At 61.9% G+C, this 22,864-nt stretch carries 22 protein-coding genes; 9 read left to right on the top strand and 13 right to left on the bottom strand.

Going from position 1 to position 22,864, the window contains the following annotated elements; genetic code table 11:
• Positions 1 to 62: 62 nt before the first annotated feature.
• The gene (locus QRN33_RS23105; RefSeq protein WP_285410314.1) at positions 63 to 839 is read right to left on the bottom strand and encodes an NAD(P)H-dependent oxidoreductase; all 777 of its coding nucleotides are present in this window, start codon (positions 837 to 839) and stop codon (positions 63 to 65) included.
• Positions 840 to 924: 85 nt separating this feature from the next.
• On the opposite strand from QRN33_RS23105, the gene QRN33_RS23100 reads away from it, so the two are divergent.
• Positions 925 to 1,818, top strand: a complete 894-nt coding sequence (locus QRN33_RS23100) for a LysR family transcriptional regulator (protein WP_285410312.1) — start codon at positions 925 to 927, stop codon at positions 1,816 to 1,818.
• A 7-nt stretch (positions 1,819 to 1,825) separates the two neighbouring features.
• Here the strand turns inward: QRN33_RS23100 and QRN33_RS23095 are convergent, their stop codons facing one another.
• Positions 1,826 to 1,990 (bottom strand): hypothetical protein, encoded by a 165-nt coding sequence (locus QRN33_RS23095; RefSeq protein WP_165839223.1) that lies wholly within the window; start codon positions 1,988 to 1,990, stop codon positions 1,826 to 1,828.
• An 83-nt stretch (positions 1,991 to 2,073) separates the two neighbouring features.
• Between QRN33_RS23095 and QRN33_RS23090 the strand changes: the two genes are divergently transcribed.
• On the top strand, positions 2,074 to 2,859 hold the full coding sequence (locus QRN33_RS23090; protein ID WP_064363547.1) for a DeoR/GlpR family DNA-binding transcription regulator: 786 nt from the start codon (positions 2,074 to 2,076) through the stop codon (positions 2,857 to 2,859).
• Positions 2,860 to 2,971: 112 nt separating this feature from the next.
• On the opposite strand, the gene QRN33_RS23085 is transcribed toward QRN33_RS23090, so the two are convergent.
• From QRN33_RS23085 to QRN33_RS23065, 5 genes are all read right to left on the bottom strand, one after another.
• A complete protein-coding gene (locus QRN33_RS23085) occupies positions 2,972 to 4,255 on the bottom strand; it encodes an NAD(P)/FAD-dependent oxidoreductase (protein WP_285410309.1) in 1,284 nt (427 codons plus the stop codon).
• A gap of 145 nt (positions 4,256 to 4,400) precedes the next feature.
• The gene (locus tag QRN33_RS23080) at positions 4,401 to 5,765 is read right to left on the bottom strand and encodes a glutamine synthetase family protein (RefSeq protein WP_285410307.1); all 1,365 of its coding nucleotides are present in this window, start codon (positions 5,763 to 5,765) and stop codon (positions 4,401 to 4,403) included.
• A gap of 653 nt (positions 5,766 to 6,418) precedes the next feature.
• Positions 6,419 to 7,318 carry a bestrophin family protein gene (locus tag QRN33_RS23075; RefSeq protein WP_285410305.1) on the bottom strand — a complete coding sequence of 300 codons (900 nt, stop codon included), beginning with the start codon at positions 7,316 to 7,318 and terminating at the stop codon, positions 6,419 to 6,421.
• 25 nt (positions 7,319 to 7,343) lie between these two features.
• Positions 7,344 to 8,342 (bottom strand): GTP 3',8-cyclase MoaA, encoded by a 999-nt coding sequence (moaA, locus tag QRN33_RS23070; RefSeq protein ID WP_041480911.1) that lies wholly within the window; start codon positions 8,340 to 8,342, stop codon positions 7,344 to 7,346.
• A gap of 119 nt (positions 8,343 to 8,461) precedes the next feature.
• Entirely contained in the window at positions 8,462 to 9,313 is an 852-nt protein-coding gene (locus QRN33_RS23065) for a CAP domain-containing protein (protein WP_285410302.1), read from the bottom strand.
• Between the two features lie 197 nt (positions 9,314 to 9,510).
• On the opposite strand from QRN33_RS23065, the gene QRN33_RS23060 reads away from it, so the two are divergent.
• Positions 9,511 to 10,131, top strand: a complete 621-nt coding sequence (locus QRN33_RS23060; protein WP_083352509.1) for a cell wall hydrolase — start codon at positions 9,511 to 9,513, stop codon at positions 10,129 to 10,131.
• On the opposite strand, the gene QRN33_RS23055 is transcribed toward QRN33_RS23060, so the two are convergent.
• Positions 10,128 to 10,841, bottom strand: coding sequence for a murein L,D-transpeptidase catalytic domain family protein (locus QRN33_RS23055; RefSeq protein WP_064363540.1), 714 nt, complete (start codon positions 10,839 to 10,841; stop codon positions 10,128 to 10,130). The genes QRN33_RS23060 and QRN33_RS23055 overlap by 4 nt on opposite strands.
• 153 nt (positions 10,842 to 10,994) lie before the next feature.
• Here QRN33_RS23055 and QRN33_RS23050 point away from each other — a divergent pair, with 153 nt between their 5' ends.
• Positions 10,995 to 12,611 carry a L,D-transpeptidase family protein gene (locus QRN33_RS23050; protein ID WP_285410300.1) on the top strand — a complete coding sequence of 539 codons (1,617 nt, stop codon included), beginning with the start codon at positions 10,995 to 10,997 and terminating at the stop codon, positions 12,609 to 12,611.
• Between the two features lie 150 nt (positions 12,612 to 12,761).
• Here the strand turns inward: QRN33_RS23050 and QRN33_RS23045 are convergent, their stop codons facing one another.
• From QRN33_RS23045 to QRN33_RS23030, 4 genes are all read right to left on the bottom strand, one after another.
• Entirely contained in the window at positions 12,762 to 13,604 is an 843-nt protein-coding gene (locus QRN33_RS23045) for an NAD-dependent protein deacetylase (protein WP_285410298.1), read from the bottom strand.
• Between the two features lie 160 nt (positions 13,605 to 13,764).
• A complete protein-coding gene (locus QRN33_RS23040; RefSeq protein WP_285410296.1) occupies positions 13,765 to 14,811 on the bottom strand; it encodes a class I SAM-dependent methyltransferase in 1,047 nt (348 codons plus the stop codon).
• A 150-nt stretch (positions 14,812 to 14,961) separates the two neighbouring features.
• Positions 14,962 to 16,272 (bottom strand): ATP-binding protein, encoded by a 1,311-nt coding sequence (locus QRN33_RS23035; RefSeq protein WP_042609336.1) that lies wholly within the window; start codon positions 16,270 to 16,272, stop codon positions 14,962 to 14,964.
• On the bottom strand, positions 16,269 to 17,009 hold the full coding sequence (locus QRN33_RS23030) for a response regulator (protein ID WP_285410295.1): 741 nt from the start codon (positions 17,007 to 17,009) through the stop codon (positions 16,269 to 16,271). Before QRN33_RS23030 ends, QRN33_RS23035 begins: the two co-directional genes overlap by 4 nt.
• A 298-nt stretch (positions 17,010 to 17,307) precedes the next feature.
• Between QRN33_RS23030 and QRN33_RS23025 the strand changes: the two genes are divergently transcribed.
• The 4 genes from QRN33_RS23025 to QRN33_RS23010 all read left to right on the top strand — a co-directional run bounded on the left by QRN33_RS23025 (position 17,308) and on the right by QRN33_RS23010 (position 20,292).
• On the top strand, positions 17,308 to 17,571 hold the full coding sequence (locus QRN33_RS23025; RefSeq protein WP_042609337.1) for a DUF2790 domain-containing protein: 264 nt from the start codon (positions 17,308 to 17,310) through the stop codon (positions 17,569 to 17,571).
• A gap of 33 nt (positions 17,572 to 17,604) precedes the next feature.
• The gene (locus QRN33_RS23020) at positions 17,605 to 17,943 is read left to right on the top strand and encodes a hypothetical protein (protein WP_285410294.1); all 339 of its coding nucleotides are present in this window, start codon (positions 17,605 to 17,607) and stop codon (positions 17,941 to 17,943) included.
• 89 nt (positions 17,944 to 18,032) lie between these two features.
• The gene (locus QRN33_RS23015; RefSeq protein ID WP_285410293.1) at positions 18,033 to 19,244 is read left to right on the top strand and encodes a cytochrome c biogenesis protein DipZ; all 1,212 of its coding nucleotides are present in this window, start codon (positions 18,033 to 18,035) and stop codon (positions 19,242 to 19,244) included.
• A 235-nt stretch (positions 19,245 to 19,479) separates the two neighbouring features.
• Complete coding sequence (locus tag QRN33_RS23010; RefSeq protein WP_116658650.1) at positions 19,480 to 20,292, top strand: class I SAM-dependent methyltransferase; 813 nt, start codon at positions 19,480 to 19,482, stop codon at positions 20,290 to 20,292.
• A gap of 122 nt (positions 20,293 to 20,414) precedes the next feature.
• Here QRN33_RS23010 and pcsA read toward each other — a convergent pair whose 3' ends face one another.
• Positions 20,415 to 21,137 (bottom strand): phosphatidylcholine synthase, encoded by a 723-nt coding sequence (pcsA, locus tag QRN33_RS23005; protein ID WP_042609341.1) that lies wholly within the window; start codon positions 21,135 to 21,137, stop codon positions 20,415 to 20,417.
• Between the two features lie 259 nt (positions 21,138 to 21,396).
• Between pcsA and QRN33_RS23000 the strand changes: the two genes are divergently transcribed.
• Entirely contained in the window at positions 21,397 to 22,134 is a 738-nt protein-coding gene (locus tag QRN33_RS23000) for a tellurite resistance TerB family protein (RefSeq protein WP_285410291.1), read from the top strand.
• Positions 22,135 to 22,864 lie beyond the last annotated feature (730 nt).

Genomic DNA, 22,864 nt, shown 5'->3' with positions numbered 1-22,864 from the left:
GTAATTTGCCAGAACAACTCGGTCAGTCCCCTCTCCCTTTGGGAGAGGGTTAGGGTGAGGGGCTAGCGGATGTGCACTGAAAAACCCTCCAGGCCCGGCGCAATCTCATCCTTCAACGTCAACCCCGGAATCTCATACTCCCCACCATTCTGCTGCCGAAACCCGATCGGCCGCACACTCCACATTTCATCCAGGCGCAACCCCAGTTCCTCAGTGGTCTGGCCATACCGCGCCTCATCCATCCGGCTGGTGCGATACACCACAAACGGTGGCACCACATCAAACCCTGGGTAATACAGAATCCCGTGTTGAATCGGAAACAGTAAATCGTCCATCGGCCCATTGATCCCGCGTGGGCTGTAGTGCGATTCCCAGCCGCCGGTGGTAACCAGCAACATCGCCCGTTTGCCCTGCATTTTCCCCTCGCCGTATCGCTCGCCCCAGCGGCTGTCGGAGTGTTCGCCGACGCCATAGGCGAAGCCGTAGGCGTAGACGCGGTCGAACCAGCCTTTGAGGATCGCCGGCATGCTGAACCACCACATCGGGAATTGCAGGATCAGTGCGTCGGCCCAGCGCAGTTTCTCTTGCTCGCGGGCGATGTCGGCGGCCTGGGTGCCGTCGGCGTAGGCTCGTTTCGAGTCGAGGGAGGCGTGGAACGGTTGCGATTGATCGCGCTGCGGTGCGTCATCGGCGTCGAGCACGGGTTTCCAGTTCATTGCGTACAGATCGGACACCTGCACGGAGTGTCCGGCAGCTTGCAGTCGCTGGACGGTGAAGTCGCGCAGCGAGCCGTTGAGCGAAGTCGATTCAGGGTGGGCGTAAACCAGTAATACATTCATGTCGGGTGCTCCTTGAGTTGATGACTGCAGGATCGGCGCTCGCCAGGTATATTGGAAATGAATGTCTGATATGTCTGGTATAGTCATGAATAATTTGAGACGCCTCGATATCAACCTGCTGCTGACCCTCGACGTATTGCTCGCCGAGCACAACGTCACCCGCGCGGCGCAGCGTCTGCATTTGTCGCAGCCGTCGGTGAGCGTGCATTTGGCCAGACTGCGCGAAATCTTCAACGATCCGCTGTTGCTGCCCGGCCCAAGAGGCATGCGCCCGACCGCGCGCGCCGATGAACTGCGCGAGCCATTGCGTGAAGCGCTGGAGGCGCTGGAAAGGGCGGTGGCGCCAGCGGATGTGTTCGACCCCGCGCAGGCGAAGAACAGCTGGAAAATCGCCGCGACCGATTACGGTGAATCCACTGTCGTCCTGCCAGCGCTCAGCCATTTGCGCGAACAGGCGCCGGGCACCCGGCTGGCGATCATCGACCTGACGCCCGCGCAAATGGTCAAGCAGGCTGAGCAGGGCGTGTTCGATCTGGCCCTGCATATCAGCGAGGACGCGCCGGCGGAGTTGCATCGGCGACCGTTGTTCACTGAACGCTATGTGCTGGCCGGGCGCATCGGTCATCCGGGATTGACCCGGGCGCCCAGCCGCGAGCAATTTTGTGAGTTGGAGCACGTGCTGGTGTCGCGAGAGGGCGGAGGCTTTTTCGGCGTGACCGACAAGGCGCTGGCCGAGGTCGGCCTGGCGCGGAAAGTGGTGTTGTCGGTGCCGCACTTTCTGATGGCGATGTCGGTACTGGCCAGCACCGATCTGGTGGCGATGCTGCCGTCACGCCTGGTCCGCGGCAATCCGGCGCTGCAAGTGGTCGATGCACCGTTGCAGGTGCCCGGTTATGAAATGGCGATGTTCTGGGCTGAGCGCATGCACCGCGATCCGGCACATAAATGGTTGCGTGAGCAATTGCTCGCCTCGGTTTGACTTGCTGTCAGGCGTGGCCCAGGGCAATCGCGAACGACACGACGATCATGCAGGCGAAGGCGAAATTGAGATTCATGGGCGGTTCATCCTGAGCTTTTAAGAGTGGGGCCATTGTGAACAGGCGCAACGCAAAGAAAAAATTCGCCTTGTTGATTCCAATGATCGAAAGCATTGATGGCCGCTGCGTTTGTATTCGCCCGAGACTTTCGCTAGTGTCGCTGAAACCTGCAATTACAAGCACAAACAGGCATAACCATGCACGACCACTCCATCGCTGAATTGCCTTCGCTGCGCCGGCAGAAAATCCTTTTGCTTCTTGAGCGTGACGGCAAGGTCATGGCCTCCGAGCTGAGCCAGCATTTTGCAGTCTCCGAAGACACCATCCGCCGCGATCTCGCCGAACTGGACAACGCCGGTCTGGTGCAGCGCGTGCATGGCGGGGCGTTGCCGCGACCGAAAGATTCCGGCAAGGATTACTTCACCCGCCTGGATGAGACGGACGAGATCAAAGTGCGCTTGGCGCAATTGGCGGCCCAGCACATCGAGAACGGGCAGATTGTATTGTTCGACTCCGGCTCGACCACCTTGCAGGTAGCGCGGGCGTTACCCGCCGACATCTGCATTACCGCCGTGACCGCATCACCGCTGACGGCGATTGCCCTGTCCGAATACAAGGGCGTGAAAGTGATTCTGGCGGGCGGCGAATTGAATCCGCATTCGATGTCGGCGAGTGGTCAGGAAGCGCTGCGACTGCTGGCGGGGATCAAGGCTGATCTGGCGATTACCGGCGTTTGTGCGATTCATCCCGAGGTCGGGATCACCTCGCTGCATTTCGATGAAGTGCCGATCAAACAGGCGATGCTCAACAGCGCGACGCGGGTAATTGCGGTGACCACGGCGGACAAGCTGGGGGCGGTGGAGCCGTTTGTGGTGGCGCCGTGCACGCGCCTGCACAGGTTGATTACCGAGCGGCATCCGGGGTCGGGGAATGTCGAGGATTACCAGCGGTTGGGGATTGTGGTGGAGCAGTTGCCGGATTGAATTTTGGGTTGGATTTGAGGGGCTCATCGCGAGCAGGCTCGCTCCCACAGGGTATTGTGTAGTTCACAAATCCAATGTGGGAGCGAGCCTGCTCGCGAAAGGGCCGGTCCAGTCAGCGCAACCGCTCAAGCATCTGGTAATACCACATCCCCGCCGCCAGCAACGGGTTGCCGAGCAGGTCGCCCATCGGTACGCGAATGTGCCGGCACGCGGCGAAGGTGTCGAACTGCTCCAGCTGCCCGGTGATCGCCCGGCTCATGATTTCGCCCATGATGTGCGTGGTGGCGATGCCGTGTCCCGAGTAGCCCTGGCAATACCAGACGTTGTCCGAGAGTTTGCCCAGTTGCGGGATGCGGTTGATGACGATGCCCATGGCGCAGCTCCACTGGTAATCGATCGGCACGCCTTTTAGCGCCGGGAACGTGCGCTCGATGCACGGGCGCAGTTCGGCGGCAATGTCCCGTGAGTCCTTGCCGCTGTAATTCGCGCCACCACCAAACAGCAACCTGCCGTCGGCGGTGAGCCGGTAGTAATCGAGGACGAAGCGGCAGTCATAGACGGCGAGGTCTTCGCGGTTGATCTGTTGCGCCAGATCGCCGAGCGGCGCGGTGGTGACGATGCCGCCCATGGCCGGAAAAATCTTGCCCTTGAGCTGACCCGGTTCGAGTTTGTGGTAGACGTCGCCGGCGAGCATCACCTGATTGGCGGCGATCTGGCCGTGGGCGGTGCGCACGCCAGGGTTTTCGCCGTGAATGATCTCCAGCACTTCACTGTTTTCGAAGATCAGCGCACCGAGGCTTTCGGCCGCCCGCGCTTCGCCGATGCACAGGTTGAGCGGGTGCAGGTGCATGTTGCGGGTGTTCTTGATTGCGCCGTGGTAAAGCTCGCTTTGCAGCAAATCACGAACCTGGCTGCGGTCGAGCAGGCTCACTTCATCGCCCAGACCTCGGCGCACGGCTTCGTCGTAGTCCTTGCGCAGATCGGTCATGTGGCTCGGCTTGTACGCCGCGTGCAGATGGCCGTGTTTGAGGTCGCACTGGATCGCATATTTCTCGACGCGCTGGCGGATGATTTCATGCCCGCGCCAGCGCAGGTGCCAGATGAAATCGTCGACGTCATCGCCAAGACTGGCGCGCATCTGTTTGCGCATCGCACCGTCGCCGGAGAGGCTGCCGGTGACTTGCCCGCCATTGCGTCCGGTGGCGCCCCAGCCAATTTTGTGGCTTTCGACGATGGCGACTTTCAGGCCTTTTTCCGCCAGTTCGACAGCAGTGGCGACACCGGTGAAACCGCCGCCGATGATCACCACATCGACCTTGTGCCGGCCTTGCAGGGTGGGGTAGTCGGTGTCGTGGTTGAGGGTGGCGGTGTAGTAGGAATTGCAGCGAATGGTCATGTCAGGGTCCACAAAAATTCAGGTTGGTACACGGTCCCCTGTAGGAGTGAGCCTGCTCGCGATAGCGGTGCGTCAGTCAAAAATCAATTGTCTGACACACCGCTATCGCGAGCAGGCTCACTCCTACAGGGGTTGTGGTGAATCCTCAGGCCTCGGTCAGGTACCACCGCCAATCCTGCTCACCCACTTCCGCCATGAACTGCCGATACTCGGCACGCTTCACCGCCAGATAAACCCCAAGGAATTCCTCCCCCAGCGCCTGCCGTGCCCACGCGGAATTTTCCAGCGCCTGTAACGACGTCAGCCAATCGGTCGGCAACAACTCTTTAGCCTGGGCATAGCCATTACCCTCGACCGGCGCGCCCGGATCCAGCTCTTCACGAATGCCGCGATGGATGCCGGCGAGGATCGCTGCCGCCGCCAGATACGGGTTGGCGTCGGCGCCACAGAGGCGGTGTTCGATGTGCCGCGTCGGCGCTGGCCCGCCGAGAACCCGCAGGCTGACGGTGCGATTGTCGACGCCCCAGGTCGGCGCCAGTGGCGCGTAGCTGTTGGCCTGGAAACGTCGGTAGGAGTTGGCGTTGGGGCAAAACAGCAGCAGCGAATCGAGCAAGGACGCGAGCATGCCGCCAATCGCCGTGCGCAACAGCGGTGTGCCGGCCGGGTCTTGCGAGGCGAACAGATTACGGCCGTCGGCGTCCGCGAGGCTGACGTGCATGTGCATGCCGGTGCCGGCCAGATCGTCGAACGGCTTGGCCATGAATGTCGCCTGCATGCCGTGCTTGTGCGCCACGCCTTTGACCAGGCGTTTGTAACGCACCGCCTGATCCATCGCTGCCAGTGCATCGCCGTGTTCGAGGGTGATTTCCACCTGGCCCGGGGCGTATTCGGAAATTGCCGTGCGCGCCGGAATGCCGTGCAGTTTGCAGGCGCTGTAGAGGTCAGCGAGGAACGGTTCGATCTGTTCCAGCTCGCGCAAACCATAGACCTGCGTGTGTCGCGGTCGCCCGCCGTCGGCGTCCAGCGCCGGTTGCGGGCGGCCGTTGTGATCGCGTTTGGCGTCGAGCAGATAGAACTCCAGCTCGCAGGCCATGATCGGGTGATATCCCTCGGCCTTGAGCCCGTCGATCACCTTGATCAGCAAGTGCCGAGGATCAGCGATGCTCGCCGGCAGGCCTTCGGTCGGGTGCATGCTGACCTGCACCGCTGCAGTCGGAATCTGCCGCCATGGCAGGCGCACCAGACTGCCTTGCAGCGGATAGGCGCGGCAGTCGATATCGCCGACGTCCCAGACCAGTCCGGAGTTCTCGACGTCCTCGCCCTGCACGGTCAAACCGAGAATCGTGCTCGGCAGCGGCCGGCCGCTTTCATACACGGCGAGCAGCTCTTCACGGTGCAACAGCTTGCCGCGCGGCACGCCGTTGGCGTCGAGGATGAACAGCTCGATCATGTCGATATCGGGGTTCTGTTCGAGGAACAGGCGTGCGTCTTCGATGGCTGCGAATTTCATGGCAAATCACTCACGATGGCGCCGCACAGGCGCGCAGATTCGGCCGGACGCAGGGCGTCCCGGCAGGGATTTCATAGGGAGATCAGTCAGAGGACACAGAACCTGTGGCGAGGGAGCTTGCTCCCGCTGAGGCGCGAAGCGGCTCTCGCTTGTTGATTCAAAGGCGGGGCTGCCAGGCAGTCCAGCGGGAGCACGCTCCCTCGCCACAATGGCTTAGTGACTGACAGAAATCAGCAGGCGATATCCGGCGGGCGTGCGGAGTGACGCAGCTTGGAACGGCGCAGGGCCATGGGCAGATTGACGATGCGGTTCATACGCGGCCCCGGTTGCAGTGGGCGCGTACGGCAGAGACGTGCAACCTTTGGGGTTGTTGTGGTGACGTGCTCATAACGCTTGTTTCCGTTGGCGGAAAGCGTCGGCAGCAGGGCGGGCCCGGCGACCGGTGTGCCCGGATAGTAAGGGGGAATTCGCGCGCCTGTAAACGCAAAATTTGCCGGTGTCGCTTGGTGCGTTTGGTCTGATTGACCGAGTTGCCTTTTTCGCGAGCAGGCTCGCTCCCACATTGCAATGCATTTCAACTGTGGGAGCGAGCCTGCTCGCGAATGTCCGCACCTCGGTCCAGAGTGAACACGCCGGGCCCGCCGCTGTGCCATTCAGCGCAGGACGTAATCGTCCGGTTGCGGCGCGGGCGGCAATGGCGAGACGCCGAGTTCGTGCAGCACGTCGCGCTCCAGGGTACGCACCAGTGCGTCGGTCGGCAGGTCGTTTTCATCACGCCCGAACGGGTCTTCGAGTTCATCGGCAATCGCGTCGAAGCCGAAAAAGGTGTAACTGACAATCGCCGTGAACAGCGGCGTCAACCAACCCAGCGATTGCGCCATGGCGAAGGGCAGCAAAAGGCAGAACAGGTAGATAGTGCGGTGCAGCAGCAGGGTATAAGGGAAGGGCAGCGGCGTGTTCTTGATCCGGTCGCACACGGCCTGGGCCTGGCTCAGGCAGGTCAGGTGACTGGCCAGTAATTGATAACGCCATGGCGACAGCACACCGGCCGTTTCCAGCTCGGAAAACTGGCGCCCGACGTGGTGCAGGATCTGCCCGCAGTGGTCCGGTACAGCCTCGTCGATCAGCGGGCTGACCCAGTCGGCACTGGCCTGCGCCTCACTCTCTGTGCGTAGCCGGGCGTTCAATGCATGGGCAAACCCGCACAAATTGCGCAACAGTTGCCGACGCAGGCTGGCGTCGTCGATGCCCTGGGTTTCGCGCATCACCGCGCGCACCCGCAGCAGCACTTCGCCCCAGGCCTTGCGGCCCTCGTACCAGCGGTCGTAACAGGCGTTGTTGCGAAAGCTGAGGAAAATCGACAGCGACAGGCCGAGCAGGGTGAACGGCGTCGCGTTGATCTCGGCGAAGTAGCGCGGCACAAGGATTTCAACCAGCACAATCACCGCCGCCAGCAGCGTCAGCATCAAGGTGCGCACGGCAATGCGTTTGGCGATCGAACCTCTGAGGGTGAACAGCACGGCGAACTGATTGGGTCTCGGTCTGACGATCATTTCGCGGTCCCTGTTGCGTGGCGAATCAGCCGCCGGTCATGTTCATGAAACGCACCACTTGCACGTCGTCGTTGACTTCGAAGTTGTGTCGATAGGGCTTGAGTTTCATTGCCTCGATGATCGCGTTTTCCAAGCGTTCCGGGTGGCCCGGATGCGCGCGCAACACCGCTTTGAGGTCCATCGAATGCTCGTTGCCCAGACACAGCAGCAAGCGACCTTCGACGGTCAGGCGCACGCGGTTGCAGGTGCCGCAAAAGTTGTGGCTGTGCGGTGAAATGAACCCCAGGCGAATGTTCGGCGCTTCGGCTACGCGCCAGTAGCGCGACGGCCCTTGCGTGGATTCGGTGGAGTCGATCAGGGTAAAGCGTTCGGCGATGCGTTCACGCACCTGCGCGCTGGAATAGAACGACTCGGCGCGGCTGTGTTCGGCGATCGCGCCCAGCGGCATTTCTTCGATGAAGGAAATATCCAGATCACGCTCGATGGCGAAACTGACCAGATCGTTGATCTCGTGGTCGTTACGCCCTTGCATCACCACGCAATTGAGTTTGGTGCGGGTGAAACCGGCGGCACGGGCGGCATCGATGCCGTCGATGACTTGCGCCAGATCGCCGGTGCGCGTCAGTTCCTTGAAGCGCTGCGGGTCGAGGCTGTCGAGGCTGATATTGAGGCGCTTGACCCCGGCGTCGAACAGCGGCCTGGCCAGCCGGCCCAACTGCGAACCGTTGGTGGTCAGGCACAGTTCGCGCAGGCCGGGCAGGGCGGCAATCTGCTCACACAGCTGCACGACGCCGGGGCGGATCAGCGGCTCGCCGCCGGTCAGGCGGATTTTGCGCGTGCCGAGGGCGACGAAGCTTTGCGCTACCTGAAACAGTTCTTCGAGGGTGAGGATCTGCTGGCGCGGCAGGAACTGCATGTCCTCGGCCATGCAGTAGACGCAGCGAAAATCGCAGCGGTCGGTGACCGACAGGCGCAGATAATCCACGCGGCGGTTGTGACCATCGATCAATTCACGCTGTGTCATGGGCTCGCCTCGTGGATGTGGAGCGCCGTCAGCGGGCGCAGATCGCGCAGGGTAGGCTGCGCTCGCCACGCCGTCCAATCACTCTGGCTGACCGAGTGATTGACGGCGTCGATGATGCCTTACGGTGCGCCAAACATTGCCGTCCAGTAAATGCCGGCGTTGCTTTTCGGATCGGTTGCGTACGCGGCGCCCAGTTCCTGATATTGCGGGTTCATCAGGTTGGCGCAATGACCGGGGCTGGCGAGCCAGCCGTCGACGACCTTGCCGACAGTGTCCTGCCCGGCGGCGATGTTTTCGCCAACCAGTTGCCCACTGTAACCGGACAGTTCGGCGCGGTCGCCGGGTGTGCGGCCGTCGCGGTCCTTGTGGTCGAGATAATTATTGTTGGCCATGTCGCGGCTGTGATCCTGGGCAACGGTGCCCAGCGTGGCGTTCCAGGCGAGCGGTGCTGCCGCCGCGAAGGACTGGCCGCCGCACTGACGGGCCTGACTGCGGGCGGTATTGAGTTGCGCCAGCAGCTTTTGCCCTTCGCTTTGCGCATCGCCGAGTTTCGCCGTCAGCAACGGCCGCGCGAGGACGATGCGCCAGTCGCGGTCAACGCGGTTGACGCCGATATCGACAAACTGCGGGTCGAGCACCACCTGACAGAAGCTTTCCTGAATCGCCTTCATTGCTGACGCCGCATCGCGCGGGCCGTTGAGAGTGATCGCTTGAACGTTGACCATCGGATAGCGGGCGCTGGCCATGGCCTGCTGCAAATCGACCGCGCCACTGGCGGGCAGTCGCAGGCGCGGGTCGGCCGACAACGGCGGCAACTCGTTCGACGCCTGGCTGCCGCAACGCTGCGGCTGGCTGCGATAGCTGTTGATCGACTCGATCAATTGCAGTTCATCGGCGGCCAGCGCCGAGGTGGCGAACACCACGCCCAGCGACAATGCGGCACAACGCGAAACGGACGGCATGAAGCGCATGGAAATCTCCCTTGAGCTGAATGCGCCCATGATGCGCGAAAGGCCCCCGGTGGGTGAATGTGTTTTTCTTTGCGGCGGATTTTTTCTGCACTGGTGTGCCCGCGTATTTGCTCGCTACACTCTGCGAAGACCCCGCAAACCGGGCGTCTCACCGACGTAACATCTTGCCCCCGACGGGCGCTGACGGAAGAACCGACATGGGATTGAAAGGCTTGGCGGGCGGTTTGTTGTGGATTGTTTTTGCCGGCGCAGCATGGGCCGGCGCTCAGGCCCCTATCGAGGCCAAGGCGGAACAGAAAGCCGAGGTGCTGGAGGAGAAAGCGGCGGATAAAGTCAGTGCTGCTCCGGCGCCGAAATCCGAGGCCATCACCCCCACCGAAGCGCAGGCAGTGGACCCGGCCGGGGCCGCGCCGCTGGACGATCCGCTGACCTGTCTGGCGCGCAGCATCTATTGGGAAGCCAAGGGCAAGGACACCCCGGAAATGGAGGCCGTCGCCAGCGTGGTGATGAATCGCCTCGGCCATGAAGGCTTTCCCGACACGGTGTGCGCGGTGGTCAAGCAAGGCTCGGAAAGCGGCAACTGCCAGTTTTCCTGGTGGTGCGATGGCAAGCCCGATCAGGTCAAGGAAGACGCCGAATACGCGCTGGCCAAGGAAATCGCTGGCAAGGCGTTGAATCGCCAGCTCAAGGACCGCACCCGCGGCGCCCTGTATTTTCACGACCGCGGCGTGCACCCGAGCTGGGCCAAGGCCTATCGCAACACCGCGCAGACCGGCAGGTTCCTCTTCTACAAACCCGCCGGCGGCGACGCGCGTTAACTGGCGTGGGTGTTGAGAATGCTCGCCACCTGCTGCGGCTGGCAGTTCAGGTACGGTGACTTTTGCAGCCAGCGCTGATCCGGGTACCAGGAAAACATGAACTGGCCGTTCTTCAGGCGATCGATCACCTGTTTGGCGATCTGCGGCCGCACGGCGGGGCAACCCTGACTGCGGCCGATGCGGCCCTGACGCTTGCTCCACAGCGGGTTCACGTAGCTGGCGGCATGAATCACGATCGCGCGATCGCGGGCCAGATCATTGAAACCGGGTTCCAGGCCGTCCATGCGCAGTGAATAGCCGTGGGTGCCTTCGTAGCTTTCCTGGGTGCGGAACAGGCCAAGACTGGACTGATAACTGCCTTCGCGGTTGGAAAACTGTGTGGCGAAGTTTTCCCCGGAATTGGAACCGTGGGCGACCAGATCCCGCAGCACCAATTTCTGTTTGCTCAGGTCGAAGATCCACAGACGACGTTCGGTGGACGGTTGCGAATAGTCGATGATCGCCAGATGCCGCGAGGGCTTTGCGCCGTTGTTGACTGCGCACTGCATGGCGTTCAATGCACCTTTGAGCGCTTGGGGATTGAGTTCCGGCGCGGCGTGGGCGAGGCTGTTGTAGAGAACCGGCGATGGCTTGCCGGCGGCAAATACTGGGCTGGTCACGGCGACAAGGGTCGCGGTGCTCAACAGAAGTCGGCGCAAAAACGTCAACATTTTATAAAGTGTCCTCAACTTGCTACATAAACGGCACTTTGGCTCCTGACTCCCAGTCAATACCCGCAGGCTCCGAGGCTGGAGCCTGACTGTTCAGCGCACCTGATGTAAGGTTGACCGTCATCTGGACGGCCATGGATTGGAGTAAAGCAGTTGTTCAAAAAGTACGCATGCTACTTGAGCATTTGTTTGCTCGCTGCGCCGTTTGTCGCTTGCGCCGATGAGCCGCTGCCCCCGCTCGAAACCCTGCCGACGCCGACGACGGAACTGCCGGTGGAGCCGCGCAGCCCGTTGCAGGCCGTGTTGATCAGCCTGGCGCAGTCGTGCCCGGCCATTGCTCCGCGTCTCAACGGCCCGGCGCTGAGTCAATTGCAGGCGTTCTATGCACAGCAGGACTGGATGCCAGTGTGGGCAAGTGAATCGGCTCGATTGCCGGCATTGCGCGCGCAATTGCAGCTGTTGGCCGACGATGGGCTGAATCCCAATCGCTATGCTGTGTCGGCGTCACCGCCGCAGGACGGCGAGTTGTGTGCCGATATCGATATCAGCCGCCATTACCTGCAGGCCTTGCAGGATCTGCATTACGGTCGTCTGTTGCAGTCGCATTTCGAACCGCTGTGGCATGTCGACGGCCCGCCGACCGATCGTCAGGCGCAGTTGCTCAGCATTGCCGTGCCGGGGGTGAACGACATTGCTGCAGCGTTCGACCTCGCCCGTCCGCATCTGCCTCAGTATCAGAGCCTGCGTCAGCTTTATGCCGCACAACGTTTGCAGGCCCTGCCGCAATGGCAGCCGGTGGGCAACGGCCCGCTGCTGCGCCCGGCGATGGAAGACCAGCGCGTGCCGGAACTCGCCCGGCGTCTGTACAACGAAGGTTATCTGGCAGACGTGATCGTGACGCCGGACAACGCCTACGATGACGTGCTGGTGGAAGCGGTGAAGCATTTTCAGGCCAGTCACTCGTTGCAGGCTGACGGCGTGGTCGGGCCGGGTACGATTGCCGAGCTGAACATCAGCCCGCTGACTCGCCGCGATCAGTTGCGCGTCAATCTCGAACGTTTCCGCTGGATGGCCCAGGACATGGAGCCCAGCGGTCTGGTGGTCAACGTCGCGGCCGCTGAGCTGACGCTGTATCAGGGCGGTCAGCCGGTGTGGCAGACCCGCACCCAGGTCGGCCGCGCCGAGCGCCAGACACCGCTGCTGAAATCCCGCGTCACCCGGCTCACGCTGAACCCGACCTGGACCGTGCCGCCCACCATCTGGAAAGAAGACAAGCTGCCGGAAATCCGCAAGGACCAGACCTTCCTCAGCCGCCAGAACCTGCAAGTGCTCGATGCCAACGGTCAGCCCCTGGCGGCAGCGGACATCGACTGGGACAACCCCGGCAACATCCTACTGCGCCAGGACGCCGGCCCGCGCAATCCGCTGGGGCAAATGGTCATTCGTTTCCCCAACCCGTTCTCGGTGTACCTGCACGACACGCCGAGCAAGGCGCTGTTTGAAAAAGGTCCACGGGCGTTCAGCTCCGGTTGTGTCCGTGTCGAGCATCCGCTGCAACTGCGCGATCTGCTGCTGTCACCGGCAGAAAAGACCCGCACCGACACACTGCTCGCCAGCGGTACCACCCACGAATTTCGCCTGTCTTCCCCCGTGCCTATCCTGATGACCTACTGGACGGCGCAAGTCGACAGCAGCGGCCACGTGCGATACGCGCCGGATATCTACAGTCGCGACAGCGCTTTATTGGTGGGCCTGGATCGGGCGCATTGAGTCTGGCACCAGCACGGCAATCAAAAACCTGAGTTCGATGAGTGATTTCAGGCCGACGAATCCCGTACAAACACCTCGTTCAGTCCCCTCTCCCTCGGGAGAGGGCTAGGGTGAGGGGCCGATTTCAAGCCGAACCCAATACTCAAAATCTCACCGTTCCAGCTTTTCAACTATCCAAGGCAAAAGCACCTCACACGACCCTTCAATCTTCAAATCCAGCAGATCATCCGCCCGGGTCCTGCCCAGATTGATCGCCATCAGCGGCTTGCCACGCTCGGCAATCACGCGACACAAACGAAACGCCGAATACGCCATCAACGATGACCCAACCACCAGCAACCCCGCCGCATTCTCGGCAGCGGCCATCGCCCGCGCTGCGGTCGCCTGTGCCACGTTCTCGCCAAAAAACACCACATCCGGTTTCATCCGCTCACCCGCGCAATGCGGGCACTGCGGCACCTGGAAGCGCGCTTCAAATGCCGGGTCGAGCAAGGTATCGCCATCCGGCGCCTGCACCGCATCAACGCCGCTCAGATAGGGATTCTCCGCTTCCATCTGGCGCTGAATCTCATCGCGCGGACTGCGCTGCCCGCAGTCCAGACACAGCACTCGATGCAGGCTGCCATGCAGTTCGATCACATCGTGACTACCGGCCTGATCGTGCAAGGTGTCGACGTTCTGCGTGATCAGATCGCTGATCCGGCCACGCTGCTGCAGCGTCGCCAGCGCCTGATGCGCTGCATTCGGCCGCGCCTGGCGCACGCGCGGCCAGCCGAGCATGGCTCGGGCCCAATAGCGACGGCGTGATTCCGGGGCAGAAAGGAATTCCTGATACATCATCGGCTGCCGTCCGCGACGCACGCCGTCGCTGTCGCGGTAGTCCGGAATGCCCGAAGGCGTGCTGATGCCAGCGCCGGTCAGGACGAGAAACTTATCCTCGGCCATGGCCTGCACCAGCGTATCGAGGTGTTCGCGGATCGGGCTGTCGAGCATGCTCAGCACTCCAGAATGGGCAGTGCCCGCAGGTTAGCATCAACCACTGTGGCGAGGGAGCTTGCTCCCGCTGGGGGGCGAAGCGGCCGCAGAAGAAGGGCCTGCTGCGCAGTCCAGCGGGAGCAAGCTGCCTCGCCACAGGTTTCGCGTTTTCAGTCGGTTACTTGCGCGCCTCCAATATCAGGTTGAACGGTGTCTGCGCGGCGCGACGGAACTGCTTGAACCCGGCCTCGGTGAATACCTTGCGCAAGCGTAGCTCTCCGGCCTGGGCACCGAGCCCGAGGCCGACTTCCTGTGACAGCGAATTGGGTGTGCAGATAAACGTCGAAGCGGCGTAGAACAGGCGCCCGACCGCGTTGAGATTGTCGTCCAGTTTGTCGTTGGCGAAGGGTTCGACCAGCAACACCGTGCCGTCGTCTTTCAGCGCCTCATGGGCATGGCGGGCGGCGCCGACCGGGTCGCCCATGTCGTGCAGGCAATCGAAAAAGCAAATCAGGTCGTAGTCGCTGCCGGGATAGTTTTTCGCCGTGCCCTCGAAGAATCTGGCGCGGTTGCCCACGCCACCTTCTTCGGCCCGTTGCGTGGCGACGGTGACGGAGGGCGCGTGGAAGTCGAAGCCGACAAACTGCGACCTGGGAAACGCCTGGGCCATGATCACCGTCGAGGCGCCGTGGCCGCAGCCGATGTCGGCGACTTTGGCGCCGCGTTCCAGTTTCTCCACCACACCGTCCAGTGCCGGCAGCCATTCAGCGATCAGGTGACCTTTGTAGCCGGGGCGGAAGAAGCGTTCGGTGCCGCTGAACATGCACGGGTGGTGATCACCCCAAGACAGCGCGCCATTGCCGCGCATGGCTTTGACCAGTTTGTCCTTGTCATGGAAAAACGACGCCACCACGCCGAGACCGCCGGCGACGTACACCGGCGAATCCTCCACGGCCAGCGCCAGCGCCTGTTCTTCCGGCAAGCGAAACTGACCGTCGAGGTGCTCCATGTAACCGGATGCGGCATGGGCGCTGAGCCATTCGCGCACCAGGCGCGGATTGCAGGTGGTTTTTGCTGCGAGGGCTTCGGGGCTGATCGGTTGGCTGTCGGCCATCGCCCGGTACAGACCGAGTTCTTCGCCGACGATGACATTGGCCAGCATCGCCGCGCCGCCCATGTCGCTGACCAGTTTGCCCATGAATTCGTTGAGCTTCGCCTCATTCATCACGTGTGCTCCTGAAACAGGATCACCGTCCGGCGGCGTTGAATGTCGAGGCAGGCGCCACCGGGCGGTGGTCACGGATAGGGGCAGGGCACAGCAGAAGTCCTGCGGCCCCCTCGACTGGGTACTGATTGAGTCTAGTCGGTGTTTTTCTCAGCGTGGCAGCGGCAACCTGAGCTCAGCGCACAGGCCGCCGCCCTCGCGATTGCTCAGCAGCAGCGAACCACCCAGCGCCATCGCCAATTGCTGGGCAATTGCCAGCCCGAGTCCGGTGCCACCGGTGTCGCGGTTGCGCGAGTTTTCCACGCGATAGAACGGTTCCAGCACCTGCGCCAGTTCGGCCTCGGCGATGCCCGGGCCGCGATCGAGGACTTTCACCGACAGGCTGTTGCCCTGCGCTTCGACCTGCAGTTGCGCGGCGCCGGCGAATTTCAGGGCGTTGTCGGTCAGGTTCACCAGGACCCGGCGCAGCGCTTGCGGACGGGTTTCGATCACCGCTTTGCTCTTGCCGCCGAGCTGCACGTCCTTGCCCATGTCCTGATAGTCGAACACGAGGCTGTCGAGGAACGAGTCGAGATCGGTACGGCGGCTTTCTTCGGTGGCGCCGTGAACGCTGCGGGCGTAGGCCACGCCTTCGCGCACCAGATGTTCGATCTCGCCGAGGTCGCTGCTCAGTTTGTCTTTTTCCACCGAGTCGTCCATGAACTCCGCACGCAACTTCATCCGGGTGATCGGTGTTTGCAAGTCGTGGGAAATCGCGGCGAGCAGTTGCATGCGTTCTTTCAGGTAGGCGGCGATGCGCGTCTGCATGGCGTTGAACGCCCGCGCTGCGTGGACCACTTCGGTCGGCCCTTGCTCGTCGAGTTTGATCGGATGCGCGTTGGGGTCGAGCGTTTCCACCGCATTGGCGAGGCGGGTGAGGGGGCGAATGGCGATGCGCACGGCGAGCCAGGTGCAGAGGATCAGCAGCGCCAGTTGGCCCAGCAGCACCACTGGCAACCACGGCGACAGCGGCACCATCGCCGGACGGATATCGATGGTCACCGGGCTACCGTCGCTCAGGCGCAGATGGCCCTGGAAATGTCGTCTCGGACCGCCGGGAACTTCGGTAAATACCAATGGATAAGTGCCGCCGATGGCCGCGGTAATCGAGGCAATCGCAACGGACTCTTCAGCCGAGGTCACCGGCATGCCCGGTTCGCCCTCATTGAGCAGGTAGCCGTAATTGCGCCGTGCCAGGCGCGGCAACCAGGCCTCGCGCTCGGCAGCGGGCAGGCGATCAAGGATTGCCATCGAGGTCGAGACGTCGGTTTCGAGGTTGCCAAGCATGGTGCTTTTCGCGCTCTGGTAACGCTCGTAGTACTGCGCGCCGAACGACAGGCCCTGCGCCAGAATCAGCCCGATCAGAAAAATCAGCGAGAGGCGCGAGGCGAGGGTGCGCGGCCATTGCAGCTTGAGTTTCATGCCGACGCCCCAAGCAGTTCGACCGGCAGCGAAAACACATAACCTTCACTGCGCACAGTCTTGATGTAGGCCGGTTCGCGGGCATCGTCGAGCAGACGCTGACGCAAGCGGCTCACCAGCAAATCGATGGAACGGTCGAACAGATCGGCCTCGCGACCCTGGGTCAGGTTGAGCAACTGATCGCGGCTGAGCACCCGTTGCGGGTGGTCGAGGAACACCCGCAGCAGGCGGTATTCGGCGCCACTGAGGGCAACCATGGTGCCGTCGCTGTCGAGCAGGTGCCGCGCCGAAGTGTCCAGTTGCCAGCGACCGAAGGCCAGCAAGCGTCCGGCTTCGGTGAACACCAGGTTCGGCGGCAGCATGCGGGTGCGGCGCAATACTGCGTTGATCCGCGCCAGCAGTTCGCGGGCGGCGAACGGTTTGGTCAGGTAATCGTCGGCGCCCATTTCCAGGCCGATGATGCGGTCGGTTTCATCGTTGCGCGCGGTGAGCATCAGCACCGGCGTCGCCTTGTGTTTGCCCACGCGCAATTCGCGGCACAGCTGCAGACCATCGTCGCCGGGCATCATGATGTCGAGCACGATCAGGTCGACAGTATTGGCATCCAGGAAGCTGCGCATCTGCCGGCCATCGGCGACCACTGTGGTGCGCAGGCCGTTTTTCTTCAGGTAGTTGCCTACCAGTTCACGGATTTCGCGGTCGTCGTCGACGATGAGAATGTGATCGACATGTTCCATCGGTTCAAGCCTCTGTCAAAAGGGGAATGCCGTGCAGTCTATAGCGCCGGAAACCGCACGCCTGCCTGCCTTTGTATTGCAGTGTATCTGCCGCAACGGCGGATACACGCCGACGCAAAAACGCGATTTTTACCGGGGTTTGTATCGCTGTGTATCTACACATGGCGTGGATACACAACGAGTGATTCTCGTCCTTTCCTGACACAGACGCGATACCTCGAGCGCCTCAAATAGGCTCCATCGAGGCACACACAGATTGCCTCGGCTCAAAACCCACTGAAGCCTTGAGGACACCACCATGAACAACAAATCCGTATTCGCCGCCTGCCTGTTCGCCGCTCTGAACATCTGCACCCTGTCGGCCCACGCCGAAGCTGACGTCAGCCGGCAAACCTACACCTACGGCACCCATCTGGATATCAAGAAAGTGCTGTCGATGACCGAAGACACCTCGGTGACCTGCGGCATCACCGAGGCGCGCATGACCTACCTCGATTCCGCCGGCAAGACCCGCGAGCTGGATTACAGCAAATTCGCTGACGGCTGCAACAACCAGAACTGAGTCATCCCTACTTTTTCTGCAAGGAGTTTTGCCATGAACAACGTCTCGCGCTTTCTGACCGCAGCAGCCTTCGCCTTCACCGGTGCCGCCGCCCACGCCAACAGTGCCTTGGAGCAGAGCAGTTGCGCCAGCAGCACCTGCTTCCAGCTGACCACAGTGGCGAAGGAGGGCAGCGATGCACTGATCGCCGCTGACGGCTCCAGCCGCACGCCGCAGGGCCAGATGGTTGCCGCTGACGGATCCAGCCGCACGCCGCAGGGCCAGACGCTCGCCGCTGACGGTTCCAGCCGCACGCCGCAGGGCCAACTGGTCGCGGAAAACGGTGCCAGTCGCACGCCACAAGCGCAGTTGCTGGACGGCCAGAACGCATGAGCCACGGCGTCAATAAAGCGAGCTAGCGAGGGAACATATCCCCTCGCTGCCCGGTTGTGCGCCCAGCCCCCATTTCAAGGTGACCCGTCATGTACCTCATCGCATTTCTCGGCGGTCTGCTGACCGTCCTCAGTCCGTGCATCCTCCCGGTGGTGCCGTTTCTGTTCGCTGGCGCCAACCGTACACGCTCCTCGATCCTGCTCACCCTCGGCGGCATGGCGCTGACCTTTGCGTTGATCTCCAGCCTCGCCGTGGTCAGCAGCGAGTGGGTGATTGAGGCCAGCAACACCGGCCGCCACGTGGCCCTGTTGGTCATGGCGCTGTTTGCCCTGTCGCTGATTTCGGCCCGGGTCGGTGACTGGCTGACCAAACCCTTTGTCGCGTTGGGCAATCGCCTCGATCAGGACACCCGTAAACGCGCAGGACCCATGGCCTCGATCATGCTCGGTGTCGCCACCGGCCTGTTGTGGGCGCCTTGTGCCGGGCCGATCCTTGGAGTGATTCTCACCGGCGCGATGCTGCAAGGTGCCAATGCCCAGACCAGCCTGTTGCTGCTGGCTTACGGCGCCGGCAGTGCCTTGTCGCTGGGCACGTTGATCTTCGCCGGGCGCGGTCTGGTCAATCGACTGAAGCCGTCGATCCCGTTCAGTGGCTGGTTGCGCCGCGGTGCCGGGGTTGCGGTGCTGGCTACGGTCGCAGTGATCGCCACCGGCGCGGACAAAACCCTGCTCGCCAACACCTCTTCGGAAGGCGTTGCCAGCGTCGAGAAAAACGTCCTGGAAAGCGTGCCGAAAGTGGTCGACTACTTCGTCAGCAAGGTCCGCGCGGATTCGATGATGGACGACGCCCAGGGCGCGATGCCGTCGCTGTCCGGCGCTGTGCAGTGGCTCAACTCCCCCGAACTCAGCGCCGAATCCCTGCGCGGCAAAGTGGTGCTGGTGGATTTCTGGACCTACGACTGCATCAACTGCCAGCACACCCTTCCGTATGTCAAAGACTGGGCGCAGAAATATGAGAAGGACGGCCTGGTGGTGATCGGCGTGCATACGCCGGAGTACGGCTACGAACGCATCATCGACAACGTCAAGGATCAGGTGAAAAAACTCGGCATCACCTACCCGGTAGCGATCGACAACGACTATGCGATCTGGCGCCACTTCGACAACCAGTACTGGCCGGCGCATTACCTGATCGACGCCAAGGGCCAAGTGCGTTACAGCCACTTCGGTGAAGGTCGTTATGCGGAGCAGGAGCAGATGATCAAGCAGTTGCTGGAGGAGGCCAAGGCACCGGCGGCTTGATCGCAACAACAATGGCTCATGGGTCGCGACCCATGAGCCATTGCCAGTATCTGCAGCCCTATGCCAGCCAACCTGTTTCATGGGCTTGACAGATTTCCACCGCTCATCGGCAAAGTCCCCGGTTTATGGGCTCGCCGGACGATTGACAGGGACGCCGGGCAGCCTCGGCGCGATAGTGAGCAAGCACGGTCCGCGTCGCAGCCTGTGCATTCTCTCTGCCACGGAGCTCGCTGTCATGAGTACCCCGATTGATCTCACTGCCCTGAAGGAACGTCAGAAAGTCGCTTGGGCCAGTGGCGACTACGCCGTGATCGGCACCACGTTGCAAATCGTCGGCGAATGCCTCGCCGAAGCCTGCGATCTGCGTTGTGACGAAGAAGTGCTGGATGTCGCTGCCGGCAATGGCAACGCCACTCTGGCAGCGGCGCGGCGCGGTTGTGTGGTGACCTCGACCGATTACGTGGCGGCACTGCTGGAGCGCGGTCAGGACCGCGCCCGGGCCGAGCATCTGGAGGTGATTTTCCAGGTGGCCGATGCCGAGGCTTTGCCGTTTCCCGATGAAAGCTACGACGCCGTGCTGTCGACTTTTGGCGTGATGTTTGCGCCCGACCAGGTCACTGCTGCCGCTGAACTGGGCCGGGTGTGTCGTCGGGGCGGGCGGATCGGTATGGCGAACTGGACGCCGGAGGGCTTCGTCGGGCAGATGTTCAAGATCCTCGGTCAGCATCTGCCACCGCCTGCGGTTGCACAGCCTCCATCGAATTGGGGTTCGGATGCATGGCTGCACAAGCATTTCGACGATCGTGATTTTGTCGTGCGGGTGACGCGCAACCATTTCAACTTCCGCTATCGCTCGGCCGCGCATTTCATTGATATTTTTCGGCACTGGTACGGGCCGGTGCACAAGGCGTTTGCGGTGTTGACGCCGGAGGCTGGGCAGGCGCTGGAGGAGGATCTGACCGAGTTGCTCAACCGCTCGAACCGGGCGGGAGAGGCGTCGCTGGTGGTGCCGAGTGAGTACCTGGAAGTGGTGATAACCAAACGTTAGTTCTGGACAAATGAACAACCCCTGTAGGAGTGAGCCTGCTCGCGATAGCGGTGGGTCAGCTGAAAATCATTCGACTGATACACCGCTAGCGCGAGCAGGCTCGCTCCTACAGGGGGATTTGCTTATTTCGAGTGGCCGCGATCAAACCACTCCAGCGCCGTGCGCCAGATGCAGATCCCCAGGAAATAAGCCGACATCAGCAGCCACAAGCCCATCACCAGCGGGTTGATTACCGGGTGATTGAGCACCAGCGACAGACTGCACAACAGCCAGATCGCCGTCACCGCAATGTTGATCGGCATGAAGCGGCGAACGCGGAACGGGTGCAGGAACTTCATCCGCGTCACCGTCAGCAGCGCCAGACCGATCACGGTGAGGAAGGTGATCCACGGCCCCGGGCCAATGATGTACAGGCACAGCGCAACCACGTTCCAGGCCGCCGGGAAACCGACAAAATAGTTGTCCTTGCTCTTCATGTTGACGTTGCAGAAGCAGAACAGCGAGGACACCAGAATCACCGACACCGTCAGCAACAAGGTGTAATCGGGGAGGGGAATGTAGCGGTAGATAAACAGTGCCGGGATGAACACATAAGTCAGGTAGTCGATCACCAGATCAAGGATCGAGCCGTCGAAACTCGGCAACACCGATTGCACATTGACCTTGCGCGCCAGTGCGCCATCGAGGCCGTCGACGATCAGCGCTACGCCCAGCCACATCAGGCAATGGATCGGCTGGTTTTCCAGCAGGGCGAGGGTGGCAAGGAAGGCGGTGACCACGCCGGTCGCGGTAAAACCATGGGCGCCCCATGCTTTCAGCCTGGCGATGTGTACGGTGGATATCACGGGGGCGTTCTCCAGAAAGTGAAGCAAGCCGGGTATCGCCCATCCTCAGGAAGGGCGTCGGCAAACCGGGTCGGGTTGCAGCTATCGACCGGTTTGGCCGGGATAAGGTTCACCACCCTTGAATCTTAGCTGGCTGGCGGAAAATTTCTTGCGTGGCGATTTATCGATTATCGGGCGTCAGCCAAACGGTGCTGGCGCTATGGCCGCGTCGGTCTATCGTTGCCTGACGCAATCGGGCCGGGGCCTTGAGGATGACGACATGAACACCAGCGATTTGCTCGAACAACTGCTGCGAGGCCAGGCCTCGGCGGGACAACAACGTGGTGCTGCGGCCGGCGATGGCCTGGGCGGATTGCTTGGCGGCCTGTTGGGCGGTGGAGGGCAGACCCGCGCGGGTGCTGGCGCGGCTTCCGGCGGACTCGGCGGCTTGGGTGGGTTACTGGGAGGCTTGCTCGGTGGTGGCGGCTTGGGAAGTGCCTTGGGTGGCGGCAACCGAAGTCGTTCCGGCGGCACCCATTACGCGGCCCTCGCTTCGCTGGGCATGATGGCCTACCAGGCGTATCAAGCCTGGCAACGCAGCCAGGCCAGCAAGGCGCCGCCAGACCTGCCACAAACCGCCGACCTGCTCGCCGGCCCGCAAATCGAAACCCACAGCCACGCGGTGCTCCGCGCCTTGATCGCCGCCGCCAAGGCTGACGGGCGTATCGACGACGCAGAGAAGCACCTGATCAGCAGCGAAATCGGCAAACACACTGCGGATCCGCAGTTGCAGCAATGGCTCGACGCCGAAGTCGCCAAACCGCTGGATCCCCGCGAAGTAGCGCAGTCTGCGGACGGCGACCCGGCCGTGGCCGCGGAAATGTATCTGGCCAGCGTGATGCTGGTGGACGACCAACAGGATGCCGAACGCAGCTATCTCGACGAGCTGGCCGCGGCCTTACAGATCGATCCAGACCTGCAGGTGCATCTGGAACAGCAGGCCAAAGGGCAAGCCTGACCCAACGTCAAAAGATCGCAGCCTTCGGCAGCTCCTACATTTGAAATACGGTGCAACCGTAGGAGCTGCCGAAGGCTGCGATCTTTTGATCTTCAAAGCCAAATTGGGTAATCCCCGAGGCGCGATCAGACCGGCTCGCCTGGTGTCCTGCCCGCAAAGAGTGTGGCGTTTTCAAACATAAGAGATCGCAGCCTTCGGCAGCTCCTACATTTGAAATACGGTGCAACTGTAGGAGCTGCCGAAGGCTGCGATCTTTTGATCTTCAGAGCCAGATTACGTCCCACAGCGGGTAGTCCCCGAGACGCGCCACTAGACCGGCCAGCATGCTGTTCCTGCCCGCGCAGAGTGCGGCGTCTTCGAAAATAAAAGATCGCAGCCTTCGTCAGCTCCTACATTTGAAATACGGTGCAACTGTAGGAGCTGCCGAAGGCTGCGATCTTTTGATCTTCAGAGCCAGATCGTGTAATCCCCCAAGCGCGCCACCAGACCGGCTCGCATGGTGTTCCTGCCCGCACAGGGTGCGGCGTTCTCAAAATAAAAGATCGCAGCCTTCGGCAGCTCCTACATTTGAAATACGGTGCAACCGTAGGAGCTGCCGAAGGCTGCGATCTTTTGATCTTCAAAGCCAGATTGGGTAATCCCCCAGGCGCGCCACCAGACCGGCTCGCATGCTGTTCCTGCCTGCACAGAGTGCGGCGTTCTCAAAATAAAAGATCGCAGCCTTCGGCAG

It is taken from the genome of Pseudomonas sp. FR229a (assembly GCF_030209115.1).
Taxonomy (GTDB): Bacteria; Pseudomonadota; Gammaproteobacteria; order Pseudomonadales; family Pseudomonadaceae; genus Aquipseudomonas; species Aquipseudomonas moraviensis_A.
This window is presented reverse-complemented; position numbering and strand designations above follow the sequence as displayed.

Coding starts and splice junctions, on each gene's coding strand:
- QRN33_RS23000 (WP_285410291.1), top strand. CDS start 21,397: ATGAACACCAGCGATTTGCTCGAACAACTGCTGCGAGGCCAGGCCTCG.
- QRN33_RS23100 (WP_285410312.1), top strand. CDS start 925: ATGAATAATTTGAGACGCCTCGATATCAACCTGCTGCTGACCCTCGAC.
- QRN33_RS23010 (WP_116658650.1), top strand. CDS start 19,480: ATGAGTACCCCGATTGATCTCACTGCCCTGAAGGAACGTCAGAAAGTC.
- QRN33_RS23085 (WP_285410309.1), bottom strand. CDS start 4,255: ATGACCATTCGCTGCAATTCCTACTACACCGCCACCCTCAACCACGAC.
- QRN33_RS23035 (WP_042609336.1), bottom strand. CDS start 16,272: ATGAAACTCAAGCTGCAATGGCCGCGCACCCTCGCCTCGCGCCTCTCG.
- QRN33_RS23060 (WP_083352509.1), top strand. CDS start 9,511: ATGGGATTGAAAGGCTTGGCGGGCGGTTTGTTGTGGATTGTTTTTGCC.
- QRN33_RS23095 (WP_165839223.1), bottom strand. CDS start 1,990: ATGCTTTCGATCATTGGAATCAACAAGGCGAATTTTTTCTTTGCGTTG.
- QRN33_RS23080 (WP_285410307.1), bottom strand. CDS start 5,765: ATGAAATTCGCAGCCATCGAAGACGCACGCCTGTTCCTCGAACAGAAC.
- QRN33_RS23040 (WP_285410296.1), bottom strand. CDS start 14,811: ATGAATGAGGCGAAGCTCAACGAATTCATGGGCAAACTGGTCAGCGAC.
- QRN33_RS23030 (WP_285410295.1), bottom strand. CDS start 17,009: ATGGAACATGTCGATCACATTCTCATCGTCGACGACGACCGCGAAATC.
- QRN33_RS23015 (WP_285410293.1), top strand. CDS start 18,033: ATGTACCTCATCGCATTTCTCGGCGGTCTGCTGACCGTCCTCAGTCCG.
- QRN33_RS23045 (WP_285410298.1), bottom strand. CDS start 13,604: ATGCTCGACAGCCCGATCCGCGAACACCTCGATACGCTGGTGCAGGCC.
- QRN33_RS23090 (WP_064363547.1), top strand. CDS start 2,074: ATGCACGACCACTCCATCGCTGAATTGCCTTCGCTGCGCCGGCAGAAA.
- QRN33_RS23105 (WP_285410314.1), bottom strand. CDS start 839: ATGAATGTATTACTGGTTTACGCCCACCCTGAATCGACTTCGCTCAAC.
- QRN33_RS23020 (WP_285410294.1), top strand. CDS start 17,605: ATGAACAACGTCTCGCGCTTTCTGACCGCAGCAGCCTTCGCCTTCACC.
- QRN33_RS23025 (WP_042609337.1), top strand. CDS start 17,308: ATGAACAACAAATCCGTATTCGCCGCCTGCCTGTTCGCCGCTCTGAAC.
- QRN33_RS23065 (WP_285410302.1), bottom strand. CDS start 9,313: ATGCGCTTCATGCCGTCCGTTTCGCGTTGTGCCGCATTGTCGCTGGGC.
- QRN33_RS23055 (WP_064363540.1), bottom strand. CDS start 10,841: ATGTTGACGTTTTTGCGCCGACTTCTGTTGAGCACCGCGACCCTTGTC.
- moaA (WP_041480911.1), bottom strand. CDS start 8,342: ATGACACAGCGTGAATTGATCGATGGTCACAACCGCCGCGTGGATTAT.
- QRN33_RS23075 (WP_285410305.1), bottom strand. CDS start 7,318: ATGATCGTCAGACCGAGACCCAATCAGTTCGCCGTGCTGTTCACCCTC.